Origin of the sequence: Croceibacter sp. (genome assembly GCF_002716225.1) — a bacterium.
Lineage (GTDB): Bacteria > Bacteroidota > Bacteroidia > Flavobacteriales > Flavobacteriaceae > Croceibacter > Croceibacter atlanticus.
In genome coordinates this window covers 22,170-42,106 of sequence record NZ_PAZX01000015.1, presented here as the reverse complement: position 1 = coordinate 42,106, position 19,937 = coordinate 22,170, and the positions used below count along the sequence as shown (strand labels likewise).

Sequence of the window (19,937 nt, the reverse complement as noted above, 5' to 3'; positions counted from 1 at the left end):
TGAAATTAGATAACTAAAAGCCTAAATTAGTTATCTGCCTGAAGCTTTACAATCTTAAGGCGTTTATTTCTTCGCATATAAGATTGTATGATATGCTGTGCATCTCTATCATTTTCCATTGGTGTAATAATAGATCTTATTATATCTGGATGAGAAATTTGATGATTTAAATCAAAATACCCAACACCCATAAAAATACCATTTTCTATGAGTAATGCACTTTTTTCTGAAGTTTCTCTACCACGATCTACAACGATCATATTTTGATTAGAAAAACTATACTTATCTATTATAGCTTGTATTCGTTTATTATAAACCTCTGGAGATTCTTCTGAAACACAAGCACCAAAACATTTTTTAATTGAATAATTAAAACAAGCGCTATCTGAGTTAGAAATGCCTGTTAAATTTAAACATAAACCAAATTCTTCAATTATACGATCCATAAATGATCGTGCTTGATTTTTATTGGTAAACGTAGTTATAGGAGTCTTTTTAGTCTGGTTTTTAGAGTAGTAAAGTTTTAAGTAGCCATTATCATCATAGGTTTGGTATAACCCATAATTAAAAACTGAACGTTTTAAGGCTCTATTGTACTTAGGTTTTAGTTTTTTAATTTCTTGATTTTCTTTCAGTAATGCTACCAACTCATTTCCAGTAGCTTCATAAGTTACAGCGTAAACTTCATTTTGCATTTCACGGCTCTTTACAGATTCACCTGTAAAGTGTTGGTTTAACCGCTTTCTAATATTTTTACTTTTACCTACGTATATAATCTCGCCATCATCATCGTGCATATAATACACACCTGTAGAAGATGGTAACTCTTCTACAATCCTAATGAGTTTAGTATCTAAGGAAGATTTAGGTTTTGTTTTAATATTGGCTTTAATTATCTCTTTATCTACATCTTTCTGTAATAAGAGTTTAAAAAGTTTTACAGTAGCAATAGCATCACCATCTGCTCTATGTCTTGATGAAATAGGTATTCCTAATGCTTTGGTAAGTTTTCCTAAGCTGTAAGAGGCATGACCTGGTAATAATTTTTTAGAGAGCTCTACACTACAAAGCGATTCACGTTCGTATTCATATCCTAGCCTTCTAAATTCAGTACGTAAGATTCTATAATCAAACTTAGCATTGTGTGCTACTAGTATACAATCTTGAGTAATTTCTAAAATACGTTTTGCTATCTCATAAAACTTAGGAGCATTGCGTAACATATCGTTGTTAATACCGGTTAGACCTACTACAAAGGGTTGTATAGGACGCTCTGGATTTACCAAGCTTATAACTTGATCTACTACTTCATGACCGTCAAACTTATAGATGGCTATTTCTGTTATGCCTTCTTCGTTATACTTTCCGCCAGTAGTTTCTATGTCTAATATTGCGTACAATCTATTTTATCTCTTCTAATTGTAATTTCGTTCTCCAAAAATAGCACTTCCAATCCTAACCATTGTACTTCCTTCTGTTATGGCTAACTTATAGTCTCCACTCATTCCCATTGATAATATGTTTAATGAGTTATGATCTTTTGATAGTCTGTCAAAATGAGACTTAAGTGATTTAAATTCTCTTTGTACTTGCTTTTCATCATTAGTAAATGTAGCCATACCCATAAAGCCAACCACATTTACATTAGGGTACGTTTTTTTAAAGTTTTTATTCAGGATAGCTTCAGCGTCATTAATATCCATTCCAAACTTTGTGTCTTCTTCAGCAATCTTTATTTGCAAAAGACAGTTTATTGTTCGGTCATGTTTTTGTGCTTGCTTATTAAGTTCCTTAATTAATTTAAGCCTATCTATACCGTGAACTAAGTTTACATATTCTGCCATATACTTAACTTTATTGCTTTGTACATGACCAATCATATGCCACTCTATATCTTTAGGTAAGTTTTCCCATTTCTCTGTCATTTCCTGTATCTTGTTTTCACCAAACACACGTTGCCCAGCATTATAAGCTTCTAAGAGATCTTCTTCTGGTTTAGTTTTAGATACAGCAACTAATACAACGTCTTCAGGAAGTTGACTTTTATAGTATTTTATTTGTTCTGATATATTCATAACACTGCAAAAATACAGCTATGTAATGGGAATGTCTAATATTTATTAAGTACTTTATTAAAACTCATATATACAGATACCACTTCTTAATTTAGGCTCTATATAAGTACTTTTGGGTGGCATTGTTAGGTTGTTATCTGCAATACTTTTTAACTCTTCCATAGTAATTGGTAACATACCAAACCCTACTTCAAATTCTTTAGCATCTACAGCGTACTTTACATCTACCAAATCATTTTTACCGTGAATGTATGATAAGCGCTTATCGTTTCTAACATCCTCAATTCCTAATATTGGATTAAGTAATATATCGTATAAAATTTGAGTGTCTAAGGCTTCTAATGGATTACTGAAATTACGATAGCGTTTTCTTAGATATAAAGAATAAAAATGCCCATCTAAATACATACTAAAATGATGTTTTTTAGAAGGCCTGTATTGTTGTGTACCTCTATTTTCTATTCTGAAAACCATATCGAGTTTAATTAGAAACTCTTCTTTACTAAGGCCATTTAAATCTTTTACCAACCTATTAAATTGATGAATTTTTAGATTCTTCTCAGAAATATAGTAACTCATAAAATACTTGTAAGATTCTTTTATGTTAGAATCTTTACTCGAAGACATATCTTGATTTAGTAAAACTGAAGAAGCAGACCTATGGTGGCCATCTGCTATATAAAGCTCCGGCATTTGCTCAAACTCTTTTACAATAGTATTTATTTCCTGAGTGCCAGTAATAGGCCATAGGTAATGGGTGTCTCTATATGTGGTAGTAAACTCATACTCAGCTCGAGAAGCCATAACCTTTTTCATTATAGAAGATATGGTCTCATTTTCCTCGTAGGTAAGTAATACAGGTTCTGCGTTAAACCCTACAGTTTTAAGGTAATCCTTAAACAAGGTTTCGCGATACTCTATAGTATCTTCGTGCTTCTTTATAATATTGTTTTGGTAATCTTCTGCGCTGGAAGCACCAATAATTCCCGTAAACTCTTGAAAGTCTCTATCAATAATTTTATAGATATATAAAGATGGCACCTTATCTTTTATAAATATGCCATCTTCTTTAAATTCTTGATATCTATTTCTTACAAGCTCAAAACGTTCTTCACCATTAATAACCTTTTGGTACTTATAACCAGGATTTACTATATGTAAAAACGAATACGGATTGTGGTCTAGTCTTGCCTCACGCTCTGCTGGCGTGTAACTTTGGTACGATCTAGAAGCGATTAGGCTTACCTTATCACGTGTTGGTCGTACAGCATTAAAAGGACGTATTACTGCCACAATTAGTCTGTATGGTTAATGAATTTAAGCAAACTGTTTGCTAACAACTTCTGCTTTTCTGTTTTCTGAATAATCGTAAAAGCCTTCACCAGACTTTACACCTAACTTACCTGCACGAACCATATTTACTAATAGTGGGCAAGGAGCATATTTAGGATTTTTAAAGCCTTCATACATTACCTCTAAAATAGAAAGACAAACATCTAAACCAATAAAATCTGCTAATTGTAATGGTCCCATTGGATGTGCCATTCCTAATTTCATAACTGTATCTATTTCATAAACACCAGCGACACCGTTGTATAGTGTTTCGATAGATTCATTTATCATAGGCATTAAGATACGGTTAGCTACAAATCCAGGATAATCATTTACCTCGACGGGTATCTTATTTAGCTTTTTAGAAAGCTCCATAATAGTATTTGTAACGTCATCACTAGTATTGTAACCTCTAATAATTTCGACCAATTTCATTACTGGTACAGGATTCATAAAGTGCATCCCGATTACTTGATCTGGTCTAGACGTTACAGCGCCAATTTGTGTAATAGAAATAGAAGAAGTATTTGTTGCCAAGATGGTATCGTCTGGACAAACTTCATCTAACTCTCTAAAAATATTTAATTTTAAATCTACATTTTCTGTAGCAGCCTCTACAACTAAACCTGCATACTCAACACCTTTAGCTATACTTGTTGTAGTATAAAGATTATCTAATGTGTTTTGTTTGTCTTCTTCAGTAATTTTTTCCTTGGCAACCATACGGTCTAAGTTCTTTGTAATGGTATCCATACCACGTTTTAAAGATGCCTCAGAAATATCTATAAGTTGTACTTTGTAACCAAATTGCGCAAAAGTATGTGCTATACCGTTGCCCATTGTTCCTGCACCTATTACTGCTATATTTTTCATGTAAGTTATTTATAAGTTTCAGTTAACCTATGAAGGTTAAAGGGTTAATTAAAATTCGTTTATAATTAGTTTTGCCACACGTAGAGCTTCTGCACCTTGTTCTAAAGTTACAATTGGCATCGTGTTATTTTCAATTGCGTCTGCAAATGTCTCTAACTCATCTAAAATGGCATTATTTTCAGTAACTTCTGGATTGTCAAAATAGATTTGTTTTTTAACACCTTCGGCATTCTGCAAAATCATATCAAAATCTCCTGGTTTTTCTGGAGCATCTTTCATTTTTACAACCTCACATTTCTTAGTTAGAAAATCGACAGAGATGTATGCATCTTTTTGGAAAAATCTTGCTTTACGCATGTTTTTCAAAGAAATTCTACTAGCTGTAAGATTGGCAACGCAACCGTTTTCAAACTCTATACGAGCATTTGCAATATCTGGCGTGTCACTAATAACAGAAACACCACTTGCGCTTACGTGTTTAACTTTTGATTTTACAACACTTAAGATTGCATCTATATCATGAATCATAAGATCTAATACTACAGGAACATCTGTTCCTCTAGGATTAAACTCTGCCAATCTATGTGCTTCAATAAACATAGTATTGGAGATTTCATCTTTAACAGATTTAAATGCAGGATTAAAACGCTCTACGTGTCCTACCTGTCCTTTTACATTATAGTCTTTAGCTAACTGAAGTAATTCTTGAGCTTCCTCAACTGTACTTGTTATAGGCTTTTCTACAAAAAGGTGTTTACCAGCCTTAATAACTTGTTTGGCATTTTCGAAATGAAATGTTGTAGGTGTTACAACATCTACCATATCTACATTTTCCAACAATTCTTCAATTGTGTCAAACTGCCTATAGCCAAATTGCGCTGCTATTTCTTTTCCGTAATCTTTATTTGAATCGTAAAAACCGACAAGGTCATATCGGTTAGATTCTTGTAAAAGACGCAAGTGTATTTTTCCTAAATGTCCTGCGCCAAGAACTCCTGCTTTTAGCATAAGTGTTATGATTTTCAACAAAAATAAGATTTCTCAATCTGTTTGGAAAGTTTAAGAAGAATTATCAATTTTATCCTCGTGAAAGATTCCCATAGACAACAAGGCAAACGCCAACAGCTCGTAAAGATTGTACAAGAGAAAGGTATTGAAGACCAGAAGGTTTTAAAGGCCATAGGTAGTATACCAAGACATTTATTTATGGATAGTAGTTTTGAAGATCACGCCTATCAAGACAAAGCTTTTCCTATTGCTGCAGACCAAACCATATCTCAACCCTATACAGTAGCGTTTCAAACAGAACTTTTACAAATTAAAAGAGGTGATACAGTTTTAGAAATAGGTACAGGCAGTGGTTATCAAACTGCGGTGCTTTGTTACTTAGGTGCCAAAGTTTACACTGTTGAACGCCAAAGAGAATTGTTTAAGAAAACAGAACGCTTTCTTCCTAAATTAGGGTATAGGCCAAAATATGCCACATTTGGAGATGGTTATTTAGGACTGCCAGATTATGCACCCTTTGATAAGATTATAGTTACTGCTGGTGCACCGTTTATACCAAAACCTTTAATGCAACAGTTAAAAGTAGGAGGTAGGTTAGTTATTCCTGTAGGAGATGATGTTCAGATAATGACATTGTTAGAACGAAAAAGCCAAAAGGAGTTTAAGAAAACCACTTTTGGCGAGTTTAGGTTTGTTCCTCTATTGGAGGATAAAAATTAAGCTTATTGTATAGTAAACGTTAACCTATCTACGTTTGTACTTGTTGTGTCTGATAATGAAATTTCATTATCTATTCGTTCTGTTAATACCCAATTGTGTTCTAAATCTGTAAATGGATCTTGTTGGTTAAAGTCTAAAAACAAAAATTCATTTAATGTATCATTAGTTGATGTTGTTGAATAATTCCAGCTACCAGTTTCCGCAAATAAATCATTTTCGCCAATAACAGTACCATTAGCTGTAAATTGAAAAGTGAAGCCTTGAAAATCCTGCTCACTGGCAACATTATCTACATCTAATCTTGTTATAGTGTAGGTGCCTTCAATATTTGTTTCGATATCTGCATTTGGGCCATCATTAGGATTAGCGGTTGTGCCGTCATCATCACTGCTGCAAGACATTGCAATAGTACAAAAAGAGGCTAATAAAAGTGTTTTGATAGATTTCATAAGTCGTTTTTATTTTAAGATACCCAAAAGGATACTTTTTATGACTTAAGAATTTCCTAAATTTTTATCTGTTTATTTTTTAAACAGACTGGCTTGGTCTGCAAACTCTACGATATTAAAGTCTGGACTGTCATATATAGTAAGCTCAGAACGGCCTTTAGCAGTTATATTTATAGCGTTATCTGCTTTTACAGAAGCTTTTGCTCTGCCTTCAATAATTACCGTACAGGTTTGAGAAGTTAATTTTTCTCCAGTAAACGAAGTTGAATTATCTGCTCTTAATGTAAACTCTTTCACATCACCTTCAATTTTAGCTTCTGCATCTTCTAATAAGTCTGCTTTAAATTCAGGCGAATTTACTAAGGCTTCAACATCACTTTTTTGGTTAAGTTGAAACACTGTATTTTCTGCAGTTACATTAAGCTCTGCTTTTGCGTTGTCATTATTAATAAGCGTAAACGTTTCTGCCTTAATGGTACCATAAAATCTTGAACTTCCAGATGTCTTAATGGTTACGGTGTTAAAGAGTAAATCTGTTAAACCACTAACTTCTGCCTTTTCTTTTACTCTGATTTCATTTAAAGCATCTGTAAAGGTTACTCTTACACGCAACCGTTTGCTTCTTCGTATTTCTTTTATAGTCTGTAAGTAAAGAACGTTTCCTATAACATCTATATCTATAACTTCGTGTAGGTTGTCATCTGCTTCGATCTCAATCATTGCAGTTGGTCCTTTAACAATAACGACTTCAAACTCTTCACCTATTTCCATTGCGGTAAACGGTTCTATTTCAGTTTGTTCAACAGTTACATTTCTACTGCCTTTAATTTTTTCTTGTGCTTGTATTGTTGTAAAAGTTAATACAAATAAGAGTGTTGTTGCTAAAAATTTGGTTTTCATATTCAATTTATTATAACACAAATATAATAGAAAAGCCTCCATATTGGAGGCTAATCATCATTTAACTAAACAAATTAAGAGTTTTATCCTTTTGAAATATTTCCACCAGTAGTACTATCATCAGAGATGTTAGTGTCTTCTGGATTACCACTGTATTTTATATTGCCGCCAGTTGAGACGTCTGCGCTAATTTTTTTATTTGCATTTACCTTTATATTGGCACCTGTTGTAGCTTTAGCTTCTACGTTTTTAGCTATAAGGTTATCTGCATTTAGATTTGCACCTGTTGTAGCTTTAACATTAAATGTATTGGTATTACCTTGTAGTTTTAGGATACCACCACTGGTGGCTTTAGCTTCTAAATTCTTTGTATTAAGTGAAAGTGTTACATTGCCGCCACTTGTTGTGCTAACCTCCAAAGACTCTGCATTTAATTGGCCATCATTCTCTAATTGCGCTCCAGAATTTACGTGAATCTCTTCTAAATCTGTATAAGTTACAAATACGTGCTTACGCTCTGAGCTGCCAATATTTGCATCAGTTTTAATGATTAGGGTATTTTCTTCTACATAAATTGTAATGATTTCTTGTAGATTTTCATCTGCCTCGACAACAACATTTTGAGAGTTACCTTTAGTTAGGATAACATTTAAGCCGTGCCCTGCATCTATCTTATTAAAGTTAGATTGAAGAGTTATAGTTTCTTTAGTAACATTACCATTACCATTAACTCCTGAAATGAAGCTGCAAGAACTTAATATAATACTAAGAACTACGCCTATAATTACTTTGGTTAGAGTGGTCATTTTGATTAGTTTTTTTTGATTATGAATGATAAAATTGGATGAAATTAAGTTGTTTAGCAATATAATTTCACCCAGTTGTTGATTTAGTTGAGTGAATCGTTAGAAACCTTATTTATCTCTATACCATTCTCATCAATTTTAATGGAGTTTACTTTCTCTTTATTAACTTCAACACCATTTTTATTGATTTTTACTTCAACTTCTTGGTTATTTATGTTTAACCTAGCATTAATTTCGTCATCATCACTATCCCAATCGTCATCATCTTCATCAATAGGACAGGTTTCACAAATAATCTTGTCTTTCGCAATGGTTAAATAATGTTCTTCCATATCATGTTCGAGGATGTCATTGCTATTCCAATTGTTTCTATGGTAGCTAGATGCATTTTTATCTACGTAAATTGTTGTGCCAACAGGAAGAAACAAGGTAACTTCTACTTCTTGATCGTGAAATTTATCTAACGGATTTGCAGTTAAGTAAGAATCTAACGCTAACGTATTGTTAGTAAAAGTATAGTTGTACTCAATGTTTGAAGCAAATCGTTTTGCATCATTATAGTCTGAACCTTCGGAGTTTTTAAGTACTTGTATACTTGCAACACTATCTTGTGTAGATCTCACTATTAAAGCAACATCTTGAGTATAAAGTATTTTATTACCATTACTATCATACTTTATTTTAAAATCTCCGTGCTTATAATAGCCTTGATTGTAAAGTGGATTATTTTTCATTCTTACCGAAAGTGTATCATTAGGTGTGATAGGTAAGATTTCAGTTTTTACTACATCGGCATCAAAAGCGCGTTGCGTTGCTTGTCTTATTCCCAATGCAACTAAAACCGATAAACATACTAACCATAACCCAAGTAATACAAATTTTGCTGTTGTACCAATAGATTTTAATTTCTTGACCAGAATTTTTAATCCAAGGTAAAAGACAAAGAAAAAAGGAATTCCTACTGCAAAAAATATTAAGATAGAAACCACCCAAATAGGAGCGCCTACGTTTGCCATTTCGACATAATCTGTCCAAGGAGCATCTATTATACCAAATGTTCCAACACTAAAGAGTCCTATAAATAGAGCAATAAGAGTAACACCTCCAATTAGTAATAAGAATACGCCAATAATTTTCACGAAGACTTTAAGGCAAAACATGATGATTTTTCCAATAGCTTCAACAATTGCAGAAACACCTGATTTTGCTTTATTACTATATTGGTCATAATTTACATCTTTAACTTTGCTGGCAACGGTATCAAAGCCTTCTCGTACCTTTTTTTCGATATTACTTATATTCACTGCTTCACCTCTCATGGCAAGTTTTTCTGCAGTTGTGTGTGCTTCTGGCACAAAAATCCAGAAGACAATATAAATTAATATGAAAGCACCACTAGAAAAAATGGTAAGTAACACCCATAATAAACGCATCCATAATGCATCTATACCTAAATAATGTCCTAATCCGGAAGACACACCACCAATATACTTATGGTCTGGATCTCTATACAGTTGCTTGTAGTTAGGTTGTTTTTTAGACGAATAATCATCCTCGAAAATTTCATCATCTAATTGATAGTCTTCAGGTTGACCCATTACTGCAATTACTTCATCTACCTCTTTTAAAGTGATGACTTGATTGTCTGTTTCAATTTTTTCTGAAAATAACTCAGAGATTCGAGCTTCTATGTCGTGTATAATTTCATCACGACCTTGAGCATCTGTAAAAGATCTTTTTATAGCCTCCAAGTAACGTTGAAGCTTATTGTAAGCCTCTTCGTCTAGGTGGAAAAAGAATCCAGCGAGATTTATGTTTACGGTCTTATTCATCTTGTTTAGTTTTTTTGGTCGTTACTTTAGTTACTGCATTGTGTAGGTCATCCCAAGTAGAGGAGAGCTCTTTTAAAAATAGTTTTCCGGTTTCTGTAAGGCCATAGTACTTACGTGGCGGTCCGCTTGTGCTTTCTTCCCAACGGTAGCTTAACAAGCCTGCATTTTTCAATCTGGTTAGCAAAGGGTAAATTGTTCCTTCTACTACCAGTAGCTTTGCGTCTTTTAACGTGTCCAGAATTTCTGCCACATATGCATCTTCATCTCTAAGAATAGAGAGAATGCAATACTCTAAGACGCCTTTGCGCATTTGCGCTTTGGTGTTTTCAATCTTCATACACTGAGTTTTTGAATGTCATTACTGTTCGATTTTTTGATTGATGAATGAGAAAAAATAGTATACCTATTATTTTCTTATACAAATATATGGTTAAAAAAAGGTATTATGCAATACAAAGTACCATATAATTTTAAAATTTAACATTTATATAATCTTATTATAGCAGATTATTTGTTGTATTTTTGAAGCTATAAAAAACTAATTATGAGTCTTAGTCCTAGTAAAATCAATACCTTCCTGTTTTTTAAATTACCTTCTGCATGGTGGTGTGGAGTAAGGTTGAAAGAAATTGATGCTAATAGAGCAAGCGTTAGTGTAAAACATAGATGGTTTAACCAAAACCCATTTAAGTCTATGTATTTTGCTGTTCAGGCAATGGCCTCTGAATTATCTACAGGTGCATTGGTTATGAATAGTATAAGAGCAAAAGGAAAACCAGTTTCTATGCTAGTAGCAAACAACAAAGCTACTTTTACTAAAAAAGCTACAGGACGTATTTACTTTGAGTGTTTAGATGGTCAAGCAATTGCTGAAGCTATAGACAAAACTATTGCAACAGGAGAAGGCCAAACACAATGGATGAAAAGTGTTGGTAAAAATGAAGACGGTATAATTGTTTCAGAATTTCACTTTGAGTGGACAGTGAAATTAAAATCTAAGCGGTAAGTCTTAGTCGTATTTAGGGTAGAGAACTTGGTCTTTAGTGGTTAGGGTTAGTTCTCCTTCTTCACTAATATAATAATCTAATAAAAGGTCTCCCCAATAGGTGCCATCTGTAAAGTTGGCTAAAATCCATTTATTGTTAATTACCTTAATACTGTTTATTCTCATAAAACCTTCCATACCTTCATAAGGTACCAGGTCATTATCTGCATCTGCTTTATTTCTTCCAATAATAGCATCTTCAATTAAAACTTCTATTTCTTCTGGTGTTACACCTCTTTCAGAAAAATATTCGCTAGCATATGCATTACTGCTTAGTGTGAATTTTTGAGACTCTAGTGCAACATTAATTAATGAGTCATTTTCAGACTTATATCTTTCAACATTTAATTTTAGATTTTCAATCTGTGATTCTTGATTTTCATAAACCCCTTTTGCATTGGCATATTGAAATATGATATATAGTACTGCAAAAATAAATAGGTATAAAAATATGCGACTTCTCATTATAGGGTAATTTTTAAATTATCGTAGGCTAAATGTATATGATCTGGTAATTGGGATTCTACTTCATCGTGAAATCCTAAAAGATGACTAATGTGAGTAAAATATGCTTTTTTAGGTTTCACTTTTTCAACAAAATAAAGGGCTTCTTCTAAATTAAAATGAGAGGCGTGAGGCTCTATTCTTAATGCACTAATTGTTAGTACTTCTAAATTTTTAAGTTTGTGTAACTCCTCATCTGGTACTGTTTTTACATCTGTTATATATGCAAAATTCTCAATTCGGTACCCAAAAACCGGTAATGTATTATGTAACACTCTAATTGGTATAATAGAAATACCGTTAACTATAAAAGGTTTATTTTTAATTGGGTTTAATACAACATCTGGTGCTCCAGGATATTTGTTTTCTGTTTCAAAGATATAGGCGAATCGTTGCTTTAGAGAGTTAAACACACGCTCATTACCATATAAGTTAATAGCACCTTGTTTAAAGAAAAAAGGTCTTATATCGTCTAAGCCAGCAGTATGGTCACTGTGTTCATGTGTAAATACAATAGCATCTAAACGTGGTATAGGGTTAGTAAGCATTTGTTGCCTAAAGTCCGGACCACAATCTATCACAATATTTTTTCCGTTAATTTCTATTAAAACAGAAACACGTAAACGTTTATCTTTAATGTTCTCACTTAAGCAAACAGGATGTGTACTTCCAATGATAGGAATTCCTTGAGACGTGCCAGTGCCGAGATAGGTAATTTTCAATCTAATTCTTTGTTTACAAAAGTAATTATTATTTTTTCTTTTGGCATTGCATTTGCTACCTTTGATGTGTACTGAAAAAGAATACTTAAAAACACGTTATGCCAATAACTATAATGGGCGACAAGGAATTTGAAAATGTTCCTTCCATAAAGAGCAAAGCATTAAGAATAAACCTTAATCAAAATATTTACGGGACTTTTGCAGAAATAGGTGCAGGACAAGAAACTGTACGTAATTTCTTTAGAGCTGGTGGTGCTTCTGGTACCATTGCAAAAGCAATGAGTGCGTACGATAAAGATTTTAGTGATGCAATTTATGGTATAGAAGAAGATAGGCGATATGTTACAGAAGCTCGCCTACAAAAAATGCTTAAGCATGAGTGTGATTTAATGGAGAACAGATTAGATAGAGAAAAACATCCTAATAAGTTGTTCTTTACTTATGCTAATACTGTTGCTACAATAGATTTTGCTAAAAAATATAAAGGTCACGGTTGGGTAGGTATTAGATATCAAGTAGATCCTACTGAAGATTACAATGAAATTATACTTCACGTAAGGTTTCATGAAAACGATGCACGTTTACAGCAAAATACACTTGGTATATTAGGAACAAACCTTATTTATGGAGCTTATTATAAATATGATTCTCCTAAAAAACTACTTAGATATTTATACGATCATATAGATAAAGATCAGATAGAGATAGATACCATTAACTTTTCTGGACCAAAGTTTGACGACACTGTAGATAACCGTTTAATGAGTCTACAACTTGTGAAAAACGGAATGACAGAAGCTGTCATGTTTGCTCCAGATGGGAATAATGTCTTGCCAGCACGTATTTTATATAAGAAAAATGTATTAGCTTTAAGAGGTAGCTTTAGGCCAGTTACTAAAGTTAATATGGATATGTATGAAAAATCATACAAGCTATTCTTAGATGAAAATAAAGTAGATCCAGAGCGCTCTGTTTGTATTTTCGAAATTACGCTTTCTAATCTTAGAGCAGAAGGAGAGATAGACGAAGAAGATTTTATGGATCGTGCTAAGCTGTTATGTTCTTTAGGGCAAACGGTTATGATTTCTAATTTCCAGGAATACTATAGAGTTGTAGAATACTTCTCAAGGTTTACTAAAGAACGTATGGGCCTTGCAATGGGTGTAAATAATTTAATTGATGTCTTTGATGAGAAATACTACCGTCATTTAAGTGGTGGTATATTAGAAGCCTTTGGTAAATTATTCTTTAAAGATTTAAAAGTTTACCTATATCCATTAATGGATCCAGAGACAGGTGAAATTACTAATAGTGAAAACTTGAAAGTGCATCCAAGAATGAAAGAGCTTTACAAGTTCTTTAAATACAATGGTAAAGTTGTTGATGTTGAAGATTACAACCCTGAAATTTTAAATATCTATTCTAGAGAAGTTTTACAAAAAATTTTGAATGGAGAAAGTGATTGGGAAGATATGTTACCTGCTAACACGGTAAAGTTAATAAAGGAACAGAAACTGTTTCACTGTGAGAACACTGCAGCAGAAAATGTTTAGTTTTATAAATGAGATATAAAAAAAGCCCGAAGTTTTAACTTCGGGCTTTTTATTTGCATCTTAAAGATTACTCAATTCTTGTAATTTTTGCGCCAATAGCTTTTAAGCGTTCATCTATATTTTCATAACCTCGATCTATCTGTTCTATATTATGGATAGTAGACGTTCCTTTGGCAGACAATGCAGCAATAAGTAATGAAATACCTGCACGAATATCTGGACTTGTCATTGTAGTTGCTTTTAGTTGCGACTCAAAGTTATGTCCAATAATAGTTGCTCTGTGTGGATCGCAGAGTATAATCTTTGCGCCCATATCTATTAGTTTATCTACAAAAAACAAGCGACTCTCAAACATTTTCTGATGTATGAGGACACTACCTTTTGCTTGTGTAGCAACTACTAACATAATGCTTAATAAATCTGGTGTAAAACCTGGCCAAGGCGCATCACTAATGTTCATTATAGAACCATCTATAAAACTCTGTACTTCATAACCATTGGTGTGAGCAGGAATATGTATATCGTCGCCTTGTTTTTCAACAGTAATTCCTAGTTTTCTAAACGTATTAGGAATTAATCCTAAATCGTCCCAACTTACATTCTTTATAGTAACCTCACTTTTGGTCATTGCAGCAAGACCTATCCAAGATCCTATTTCAATCATATCTGGTAGGACATTGTGAGTACAGCCTCCTAAAGTTTCAACACCTGTAATTTTAAGTAAGTTAGATCCTATGCCTTCAATATTAGCACCCATAGATACTAACATTTTACAAAGTTGTTGTAAGTAAGGCTCACAAGCTGCATTGTATATAGTAGTTTCTCCTTTTGCTAAAACTGCAGCCATTACAATATTTGCAGTACCAGTTACAGAAGCTTCATCTAATAACATATAGGTACCTGTAAGACCGTTAGGAGCATCTACGCCATAAAAGCGTTCTTCTTTATTATATCTAAAGTTTGCACCAAGCTTAATAAAGCCTTCAAAATGCGTATCTAAACGTCTTCTTCCAATTTTATCACCTCCAGGTCTAGGAATGTAACCTTTTCCAAAGCGAGCTAGTAAAGGACCAACTATCATTATAGAACCTCTTAAGCCACTGCCTTCTTGTTTAAAAAGTTCACCTTCTAGATACTCTAAATCCAGATCGTCACTTTGAAAACTATAACTGCCTTTAGAAAGTTTTTCAACCTTTACACCTAAATGCTCCAGAATAGTGATGAGTTTATTTACATCTCTAATATCTGGTATATTATTAATTATGATTTTTTCTGAAGTTAGTAAAACTGCGCAAAGAATTTGTAATGCTTCATTTTTTGCGCCTTGAGGCTGTATGTCACCTTTTAATTGATGACCACCTTCTATTTTAAAGGTTCCCATAAGGTCTGGTAAGATTTTAAATTGAAATTTAAACAGATCTCAAGGTAAGCTATTACAAACTTGAAACTGTTATGTAATGATTAAGGTTTAACGTCTTTTGCGTCCTTTATTTCTATTATTGCTGTAAGATTTCTTTTTATAAGTTTTTCTGTTTGAGTTATGGCTATTAGTATGTTTTACTAAATCTGAAGCTTCAGACAAGTCTTCATCTTTAACTTTCATATTAATTTCACCATTACTCAATTCAAAAAGGTGATCAAAAATCACATCATCATCAACGGTATCTTTATTCCAGTTGAGAAAACATTTTTTCATGTGGTTGGCAATAGTATAAACCAAGCCATCTCTTTTATCACCCTTTTCCCATTTTACAGCCACATCAATCATTCGTTTTATGTTATTACCATAAAACCTATACTTAGGAAAGTTTTGAGGGTACTCTAAACCTTCTGGGCGTTCGTATAATTCCTCACGAGTTGGTATAGGAAAAGGTGACTCTACATTAAGTTTAAAGTCACTAATTATAAATAACTGATCCCAAAGCATATGCTGAAAATCTGGCACATCTCTTAAATGGGGATTAAGATTTCCCATTACCGAAATAATAGATTTAACTACTTTATTTCGTTCTGCATCATCTTCAATAGTTACTGCGTGTTCTACCATTTTTTGAATATGTCTGCCATATTCAGGAATAATGAGTTTACTCCTTTCAGAGTTATATTCTAAATCGTTTGTCAAAATGAGTTGTTTATATTAGGTATCTCAATAGGTGCCGAAGTATCTAGCACGACTGCAAAATACTAAATTATATGCAAGTTAAAATGTTTTAAAGATAAATTTAACCTTATAAGCTAATAACACCTTCAATTTTTTCGCCTACCTCTTTATATTTAGCAATTACAGCATCTGGGTTTTTCATTTTCACATTAACAGATACGCTAGAATATGTCCCTTTACTAGACGCTTTCGTGTTAATTACAGCGCCCATATCATTAAAGATAGTATGTATTTCTTTTACTTTATCCTCATCTGCAGGAATTATAAATTTATATAAGTATTCTGTAGGCCATAAAGCAGTATCTGCTAATTGACTTTTTAATTTTTTATAAAATGCGTCACTTTTATCTGTCATAGTATTAGTTTATTTACAAAAATACCATAATCATACCATTTTTGTAATCTGTTAAATTGAAATTAGTTTGAGTTTAGTATATGGCATTAATTCACGAAATTTGTCACATGGAAAGTAAAAAAATTGTAATGATAGGTGGTCCTGGTACAGGAAAAACATCTGTTATAAGAGCTATAGAAGATGAAGGCTATACATGTTTTCACGAAATTTCTAGAGATGTAACAGCTCAAGCTCAAAAGGAAGGTATAGAGCAATTGTTTTTAAAAGAACCATTATTGTTTAGTGAGATGCTCATGAATGGTAGAGTACAGCAATACATAGATGCAGAAACAATTGATGAAGAATATATATTTTTTGATAGAGGTATTCCAGATGTAACTGCCTATATGGATTATAAGGAAACGCCTTACCCAGAGCGCTTTACGATTACAAATGAAACTTATAAATATGATTTAATTTTTTATTTCCCCGTTTGGAAAGATATTTATAAGCAAGATAATGAGCGTTACGAAAGCTATGAAGAAGCTTTAGAGATACACGAGTTTTTAAGAAAAACATATAAAGGCTTAGGTTATAATTTAATCATGGTACCTAAAACTGGCGTAAGTGAACGTGTAGAATTTATCCTATCACATATAAAAGGTTTATGATAAAAGCCGAACATACCCTTAGGAAATTTTGGGGTTTTGAATCTTTTAGGCCTTCACAAAAATCTGTCATCTCTTCTGTATTAGATCATAATGACACCTTGGCACTTTTGCCAACAGGTGGTGGTAAATCGTTGTGCTTTCAGGTACCTGCATTGGTAAACGAAGGTATTTGTATTGTAATATCTCCGCTAATTGCACTTATGCAAGATCAAGTTAATGTTCTTAAAAATAAAGGAATTAAGGCAATGGCACTTACGAGTGGCATGAGCTATTCAGACTTAGATGCTGCTTTAGATAATTGCATATATGGTAATTATAAGTTTTTATACCTATCTCCAGAACGCTTACAGCAAAATTTAGTTCAGGAGCGTATAAAAGCTATGAATGTAAACCTTATAGCTATAGATGAAGCACACTGTATTTCTCAATGGGGTCACGATTTTAGACCAGCATATAGGGAGATTAAAATTTTACGAGAATTACATCCTTCAGTAACATTTTTAGCACTTACAGCAACAGCCAAGAAGGATGTTGAGAAAGATATAATACAATTATTAGATTTATACCAACCCAAGGTAATAAAACAGTCTTTTAAGAGAGAGAACTTAGCATTGCGAACTCTAAAATCTAATAACAAGTACCAAACTCTGTTAAGGGAACTGCAAAACATCTCCGGAAGTGCAATTATTTATTTAAGAAATAGAAAGTTAACGTTGGATATTTCTAACTTTTTAAACACCAATAATCTTAGTGCTACAAATTACCATGGTGGTATTACAAACTCAGAAAAGAAAGATCGCCTAAAGCAGTGGTTAGATGGTACCAAAAAAATTATGGTAGCAACAAATGCTTTTGGAATGGGAATAGACAAAGCAGATGTACGAAAAGTTATCCATTTTAATTTTGCAGATAGTCTTGAAAGCTATTACCAAGAAGCAGGACGTGCTGGAAGAGATGGTAATAGGGCAGAGGCCGTAATGATTTATAATGAAAGCGATACTATTTTAATACAAGATCTTTTTCTTAAAAACCTTCCAAGCGTTGAAGGTGTAAAATACGTGTACTCAAAACTTAATAGTTTTTTTAGAATAGCTTTTGGTGAAGGTGAAGGAGAAACATTTAGTTTTAATTTTTATGAATTTTGCCAACACTACCAATTAAATACTTTATTAACATACCAAACTTTACAGACTTTAGATAGAGCGAGTGTGATAACTCTAACACAGCGTTATGCTAAAAAAAGTGAGGTGCAGTTTATTATTACAAATAAACAATTACTTTATTTTATTAAAGAAAACCCTAAATATGAACCAATTATAAAAGCCATTTTGCGTTCTTATGGAGGTATTTTTGAAGCTCCTGTTTCTATAAATTTAGTGCAGGTTTTAGCAAAGGCTGGCACTTATGAGAAAGAAGCATTACAGTTGTTAAAAGAATTGGATGAACAAGGAATCATAACATTTGAATTTTCTAAACACGACGCTCAGATTACTTTTTTAAAACCTAGGGAAGATGATCATACTATTAATCCTTTGGTGCCGTATATAAATCAACAAAAATCACATAAGGAGTACCAAATCTCTTCATTTTTAAAATATGTAAAGAATGATGAAGATTGTAAAATGCTTCAGCTATTACACTATTTTGATGAAACTAAAGGAACACCTTGTGGAATTTGCTCTGTGTGTTCAACTAAACAAACTAAATCACAAAAAACAGATTTTAAAAGTATTAAAGAAGCTATTTTTTTTCAATTAAAACAATCTAATAAGTCCTCACATGAGCTTTCAGAAGCTATAAAACTGCCTAAACAAACCTTATTACAAGTATTAAGCTTATTAGTAAGTGAAGAGTTAATTATGAGGACACCAGAAAACACATATAAAATACGATGAGAGATTTAAGAATATTATTTATGGGCACTCCAGAGTTTGCCACAACTATATTAGATCATGTAATTAATGAAGATTACAATGTAGTAGGTGTTGTTACAGCACCAGATAAGCCAGCAGGACGAGGTCGTAAAATTCACGAGTCTCACGTAAAAGGGTATGCTGTAAAAAAAGGGTTAAAAGTATTGCAACCTACTAATTTAAAATCTGAGGAATTTAGTGAGCAACTAAATGAGTTAGATCCTAATGTAATAATAGTTGTTGCATTTAGGATGTTACCAAAACAAGTTTGGCAGTATCCTGAATATGGTACATTTAATCTTCACGCATCATTATTACCACAATATCGTGGTGCAGCACCTATTCATTGGGCAATTATAAATGGAGAGACAACAACGGGCGTATCAACATTTTTTATAGACGAAAAGATTGATACTGGTGAAATGATTTTACAAAAAGAAACAACTATTACGCCAGATGAAACAGTAGGAGAGCTACACGATAAATTAATGAATTTGGGATGTAGTACCGTTACTGAAACCCTAAAACTAATTGCAGAAGATACTGTAACAACAACACCACAACCACAAGATACTACATTAAAAACGGCTTACAAGCTAAATAATGACAATACAAGAGTAAATTGGTCTTTACCAGTTAATGAGGTGTATAATAAGATAAGAGGCTTAAATCCTTTTCCTGTAGCATACACAATACTTCATCAAGACAATGAGGAGTTGCGTATGAAACTTTACAAAGTTAGAATGCAACAGGAAGAACATTCGAAATCACCTGGCACATTAAACATTGAAGATTCTACCTTAAAAATTGCAGCTAAAGATGGGTTTATTTTGGTAGAAGAGTTGCAACTTCCTGGAAAGCGTAAAATGGCAATAAAAGATCTTTTAAATGGATTTAGCTTTAAAGAAGATAGCTATGTAGCCTAACCCCTTATTGGTGTTGGGATTGTTAAAATCTTAAGATTTAAAGCTGTGTTTATCAACATTAGGTTAAAGTTATTAACAAATATTCGCATTTCCCTTGCTATACCTTGCGTGGT

General features: G+C 32.9%; 21 protein-coding genes. 6 read left to right on the top strand and 15 right to left on the bottom strand.

Translation table 11 applies throughout. From position 1 onward, the window contains the following. Positions 1 to 26 precede the first annotated feature (26 nt). The 5 genes from CL818_RS12645 to CL818_RS12625 are packed head-to-tail and all read right to left on the bottom strand — an operon-like array spanning position 27 to position 5,288. Positions 27 to 1,400: an exonuclease domain-containing protein gene (locus CL818_RS12645; protein ID WP_272974186.1), complete on the bottom strand. Its 1,374-nt coding sequence runs from the start codon at positions 1,398 to 1,400 to the stop codon at positions 27 to 29. Between the two features lie 15 nt (positions 1,401 to 1,415). Beyond that, on the bottom strand, positions 1,416 to 2,075 hold the full coding sequence (locus tag CL818_RS12640) for a YggS family pyridoxal phosphate-dependent enzyme (protein ID WP_272974185.1): 660 nt from the start codon (positions 2,073 to 2,075) through the stop codon (positions 1,416 to 1,418). A 57-nt stretch (positions 2,076 to 2,132) separates the two neighbouring features. After that, entirely contained in the window at positions 2,133 to 3,368 is a 1,236-nt protein-coding gene (locus CL818_RS12635) for a DUF1015 domain-containing protein (protein ID WP_272974184.1), read from the bottom strand. Between the two features lie 24 nt (positions 3,369 to 3,392). Next, on the bottom strand, positions 3,393 to 4,280 hold the full coding sequence (locus CL818_RS12630) for a 3-hydroxybutyryl-CoA dehydrogenase (protein ID WP_272974183.1): 888 nt from the start codon (positions 4,278 to 4,280) through the stop codon (positions 3,393 to 3,395). 48 nt (positions 4,281 to 4,328) lie between these two features. Beyond that, complete coding sequence (locus tag CL818_RS12625) at positions 4,329 to 5,288, bottom strand: Gfo/Idh/MocA family protein (protein ID WP_272974369.1); 960 nt, start codon at positions 5,286 to 5,288, stop codon at positions 4,329 to 4,331. 78 nt (positions 5,289 to 5,366) lie between these two features. Here CL818_RS12625 and CL818_RS12620 point away from each other — a divergent pair, with 78 nt between their 5' ends. Continuing rightward, positions 5,367 to 6,008, top strand: a complete 642-nt coding sequence (locus tag CL818_RS12620; RefSeq protein WP_272974182.1) for a protein-L-isoaspartate(D-aspartate) O-methyltransferase — start codon at positions 5,367 to 5,369, stop codon at positions 6,006 to 6,008. 2 nt (positions 6,009 to 6,010) lie between these two features. Here the strand turns inward: CL818_RS12620 and CL818_RS12615 are convergent, their stop codons facing one another. The 5 genes from CL818_RS12615 to CL818_RS12595 all read right to left on the bottom strand — a co-directional run bounded on the left by CL818_RS12615 (position 6,011) and on the right by CL818_RS12595 (position 10,332). Beyond that, positions 6,011 to 6,457: a hypothetical protein gene (locus CL818_RS12615; RefSeq protein ID WP_272974181.1), complete on the bottom strand. Its 447-nt coding sequence runs from the start codon at positions 6,455 to 6,457 to the stop codon at positions 6,011 to 6,013. Between the two features lie 72 nt (positions 6,458 to 6,529). After that, complete coding sequence (locus CL818_RS12610; protein ID WP_013187653.1) at positions 6,530 to 7,357, bottom strand: GIN domain-containing protein; 828 nt, start codon at positions 7,355 to 7,357, stop codon at positions 6,530 to 6,532. A gap of 83 nt (positions 7,358 to 7,440) precedes the next feature. After that, positions 7,441 to 8,163: a head GIN domain-containing protein gene (locus CL818_RS12605; RefSeq protein ID WP_272974180.1), complete on the bottom strand. Its 723-nt coding sequence runs from the start codon at positions 8,161 to 8,163 to the stop codon at positions 7,441 to 7,443. 83 nt (positions 8,164 to 8,246) lie between these two features. After that, complete coding sequence (locus CL818_RS12600) at positions 8,247 to 9,995, bottom strand: PspC domain-containing protein (RefSeq protein ID WP_272974179.1); 1,749 nt, start codon at positions 9,993 to 9,995, stop codon at positions 8,247 to 8,249. After that, on the bottom strand, positions 9,988 to 10,332 hold the full coding sequence (locus tag CL818_RS12595) for a PadR family transcriptional regulator (RefSeq protein ID WP_013187656.1): 345 nt from the start codon (positions 10,330 to 10,332) through the stop codon (positions 9,988 to 9,990). Before CL818_RS12595 ends, CL818_RS12600 begins: the two co-directional genes overlap by 8 nt. 207 nt (positions 10,333 to 10,539) lie before the next feature. Between CL818_RS12595 and CL818_RS12590 the strand changes: the two genes are divergently transcribed. Continuing rightward, a complete protein-coding gene (locus tag CL818_RS12590; protein WP_219359507.1) occupies positions 10,540 to 11,001 on the top strand; it encodes a DUF4442 domain-containing protein in 462 nt (153 codons plus the stop codon). A 3-nt stretch (positions 11,002 to 11,004) separates the two neighbouring features. On the opposite strand, the gene CL818_RS12585 is transcribed toward CL818_RS12590, so the two are convergent. Both CL818_RS12585 and CL818_RS12580 read right to left on the bottom strand, forming a co-directional pair. Further along, positions 11,005 to 11,505, bottom strand: a complete 501-nt coding sequence (locus CL818_RS12585) for a hypothetical protein (RefSeq protein ID WP_013187658.1) — start codon at positions 11,503 to 11,505, stop codon at positions 11,005 to 11,007. Further along, positions 11,505 to 12,266: an MBL fold metallo-hydrolase gene (locus CL818_RS12580; protein WP_272974178.1), complete on the bottom strand. Its 762-nt coding sequence runs from the start codon at positions 12,264 to 12,266 to the stop codon at positions 11,505 to 11,507. Before CL818_RS12580 ends, CL818_RS12585 begins: the two co-directional genes overlap by 1 nt. A gap of 98 nt (positions 12,267 to 12,364) precedes the next feature. Between CL818_RS12580 and CL818_RS12575 the strand changes: the two genes are divergently transcribed. After that, complete coding sequence (locus CL818_RS12575; RefSeq protein WP_041240983.1) at positions 12,365 to 13,819, top strand: nucleotidyl transferase family protein; 1,455 nt, start codon at positions 12,365 to 12,367, stop codon at positions 13,817 to 13,819. Between the two features lie 67 nt (positions 13,820 to 13,886). Here CL818_RS12575 and murA read toward each other — a convergent pair whose 3' ends face one another. From murA to CL818_RS12560, 3 genes are all read right to left on the bottom strand, one after another. Continuing rightward, positions 13,887 to 15,200, bottom strand: coding sequence for a UDP-N-acetylglucosamine 1-carboxyvinyltransferase (gene murA / locus CL818_RS12570; RefSeq protein ID WP_013187662.1), 1,314 nt, complete (start codon positions 15,198 to 15,200; stop codon positions 13,887 to 13,889). A gap of 87 nt (positions 15,201 to 15,287) precedes the next feature. Beyond that, the gene (locus CL818_RS12565; RefSeq protein ID WP_013187663.1) at positions 15,288 to 15,941 is read right to left on the bottom strand and encodes a DUF4290 domain-containing protein; all 654 of its coding nucleotides are present in this window, start codon (positions 15,939 to 15,941) and stop codon (positions 15,288 to 15,290) included. Between the two features lie 106 nt (positions 15,942 to 16,047). Beyond that, positions 16,048 to 16,335 carry a DUF493 family protein gene (locus CL818_RS12560; RefSeq protein ID WP_013187664.1) on the bottom strand — a complete coding sequence of 96 codons (288 nt, stop codon included), beginning with the start codon at positions 16,333 to 16,335 and terminating at the stop codon, positions 16,048 to 16,050. 107 nt (positions 16,336 to 16,442) lie between these two features. Between CL818_RS12560 and CL818_RS12555 the strand changes: the two genes are divergently transcribed. From CL818_RS12555 to fmt, 3 genes are read left to right on the top strand one after another with little or no spacing between them, the layout of a single operon-like run. Continuing rightward, positions 16,443 to 16,985, top strand: coding sequence for an AAA family ATPase (locus CL818_RS12555; RefSeq protein WP_041241180.1), 543 nt, complete (start codon positions 16,443 to 16,445; stop codon positions 16,983 to 16,985). Next, positions 16,982 to 18,880 carry a RecQ family ATP-dependent DNA helicase gene (locus tag CL818_RS12550; protein WP_272974177.1) on the top strand — a complete coding sequence of 633 codons (1,899 nt, stop codon included), beginning with the start codon at positions 16,982 to 16,984 and terminating at the stop codon, positions 18,878 to 18,880. Before CL818_RS12555 ends, CL818_RS12550 begins: the two co-directional genes overlap by 4 nt. Beyond that, positions 18,877 to 19,824 carry a methionyl-tRNA formyltransferase gene (fmt, locus tag CL818_RS12545; RefSeq protein WP_272974176.1) on the top strand — a complete coding sequence of 316 codons (948 nt, stop codon included), beginning with the start codon at positions 18,877 to 18,879 and terminating at the stop codon, positions 19,822 to 19,824. The genes CL818_RS12550 and fmt overlap by 4 nt, the downstream gene beginning before the upstream one ends. The last annotated feature ends 113 nt before the right edge of the window (positions 19,825 to 19,937 follow it).

What these genes read in the sequence shown, in the direction of transcription:
- CL818_RS12640 (WP_272974185.1), bottom strand. Translation starts at nt 2,075, where the DNA reads ATGAATATATCAGAACAAATAAAATACTATAAAAGTCAACTTCCTGAA.
- CL818_RS12630 (WP_272974183.1), bottom strand. Translation starts at nt 4,280, where the DNA reads ATGAAAAATATAGCAGTAATAGGTGCAGGAACAATGGGCAACGGTATA.
- CL818_RS12625 (WP_272974369.1), bottom strand. Translation starts at nt 5,288, where the DNA reads ATGCTAAAAGCAGGAGTTCTTGGCGCAGGACATTTAGGAAAAATACAC.
- CL818_RS12615 (WP_272974181.1), bottom strand. Translation starts at nt 6,457, where the DNA reads ATGAAATCTATCAAAACACTTTTATTAGCCTCTTTTTGTACTATTGCA.
- CL818_RS12610 (WP_013187653.1), bottom strand. Translation starts at nt 7,357, where the DNA reads ATGAAAACCAAATTTTTAGCAACAACACTCTTATTTGTATTAACTTTT.
- CL818_RS12605 (WP_272974180.1), bottom strand. Translation starts at nt 8,163, where the DNA reads ATGACCACTCTAACCAAAGTAATTATAGGCGTAGTTCTTAGTATTATA.
- CL818_RS12600 (WP_272974179.1), bottom strand. Translation starts at nt 9,995, where the DNA reads ATGAATAAGACCGTAAACATAAATCTCGCTGGATTCTTTTTCCACCTA.
- CL818_RS12595 (WP_013187656.1), bottom strand. Translation starts at nt 10,332, where the DNA reads ATGAAGATTGAAAACACCAAAGCGCAAATGCGCAAAGGCGTCTTAGAG.
- CL818_RS12590 (WP_219359507.1), top strand. Translation starts at nt 10,540, where the DNA reads ATGAGTCTTAGTCCTAGTAAAATCAATACCTTCCTGTTTTTTAAATTA.
- CL818_RS12585 (WP_013187658.1), bottom strand. Translation starts at nt 11,505, where the DNA reads ATGAGAAGTCGCATATTTTTATACCTATTTATTTTTGCAGTACTATAT.
- CL818_RS12575 (WP_041240983.1), top strand. Translation starts at nt 12,365, where the DNA reads ATGCCAATAACTATAATGGGCGACAAGGAATTTGAAAATGTTCCTTCC.
- murA (WP_013187662.1), bottom strand. Translation starts at nt 15,200, where the DNA reads ATGGGAACCTTTAAAATAGAAGGTGGTCATCAATTAAAAGGTGACATA.
- CL818_RS12560 (WP_013187664.1), bottom strand. Translation starts at nt 16,335, where the DNA reads ATGACAGATAAAAGTGACGCATTTTATAAAAAATTAAAAAGTCAATTA.
- CL818_RS12555 (WP_041241180.1), top strand. Translation starts at nt 16,443, where the DNA reads ATGGAAAGTAAAAAAATTGTAATGATAGGTGGTCCTGGTACAGGAAAA.
- CL818_RS12550 (WP_272974177.1), top strand. Translation starts at nt 16,982, where the DNA reads ATGATAAAAGCCGAACATACCCTTAGGAAATTTTGGGGTTTTGAATCT.
- fmt (WP_272974176.1), top strand. Translation starts at nt 18,877, where the DNA reads ATGAGAGATTTAAGAATATTATTTATGGGCACTCCAGAGTTTGCCACA.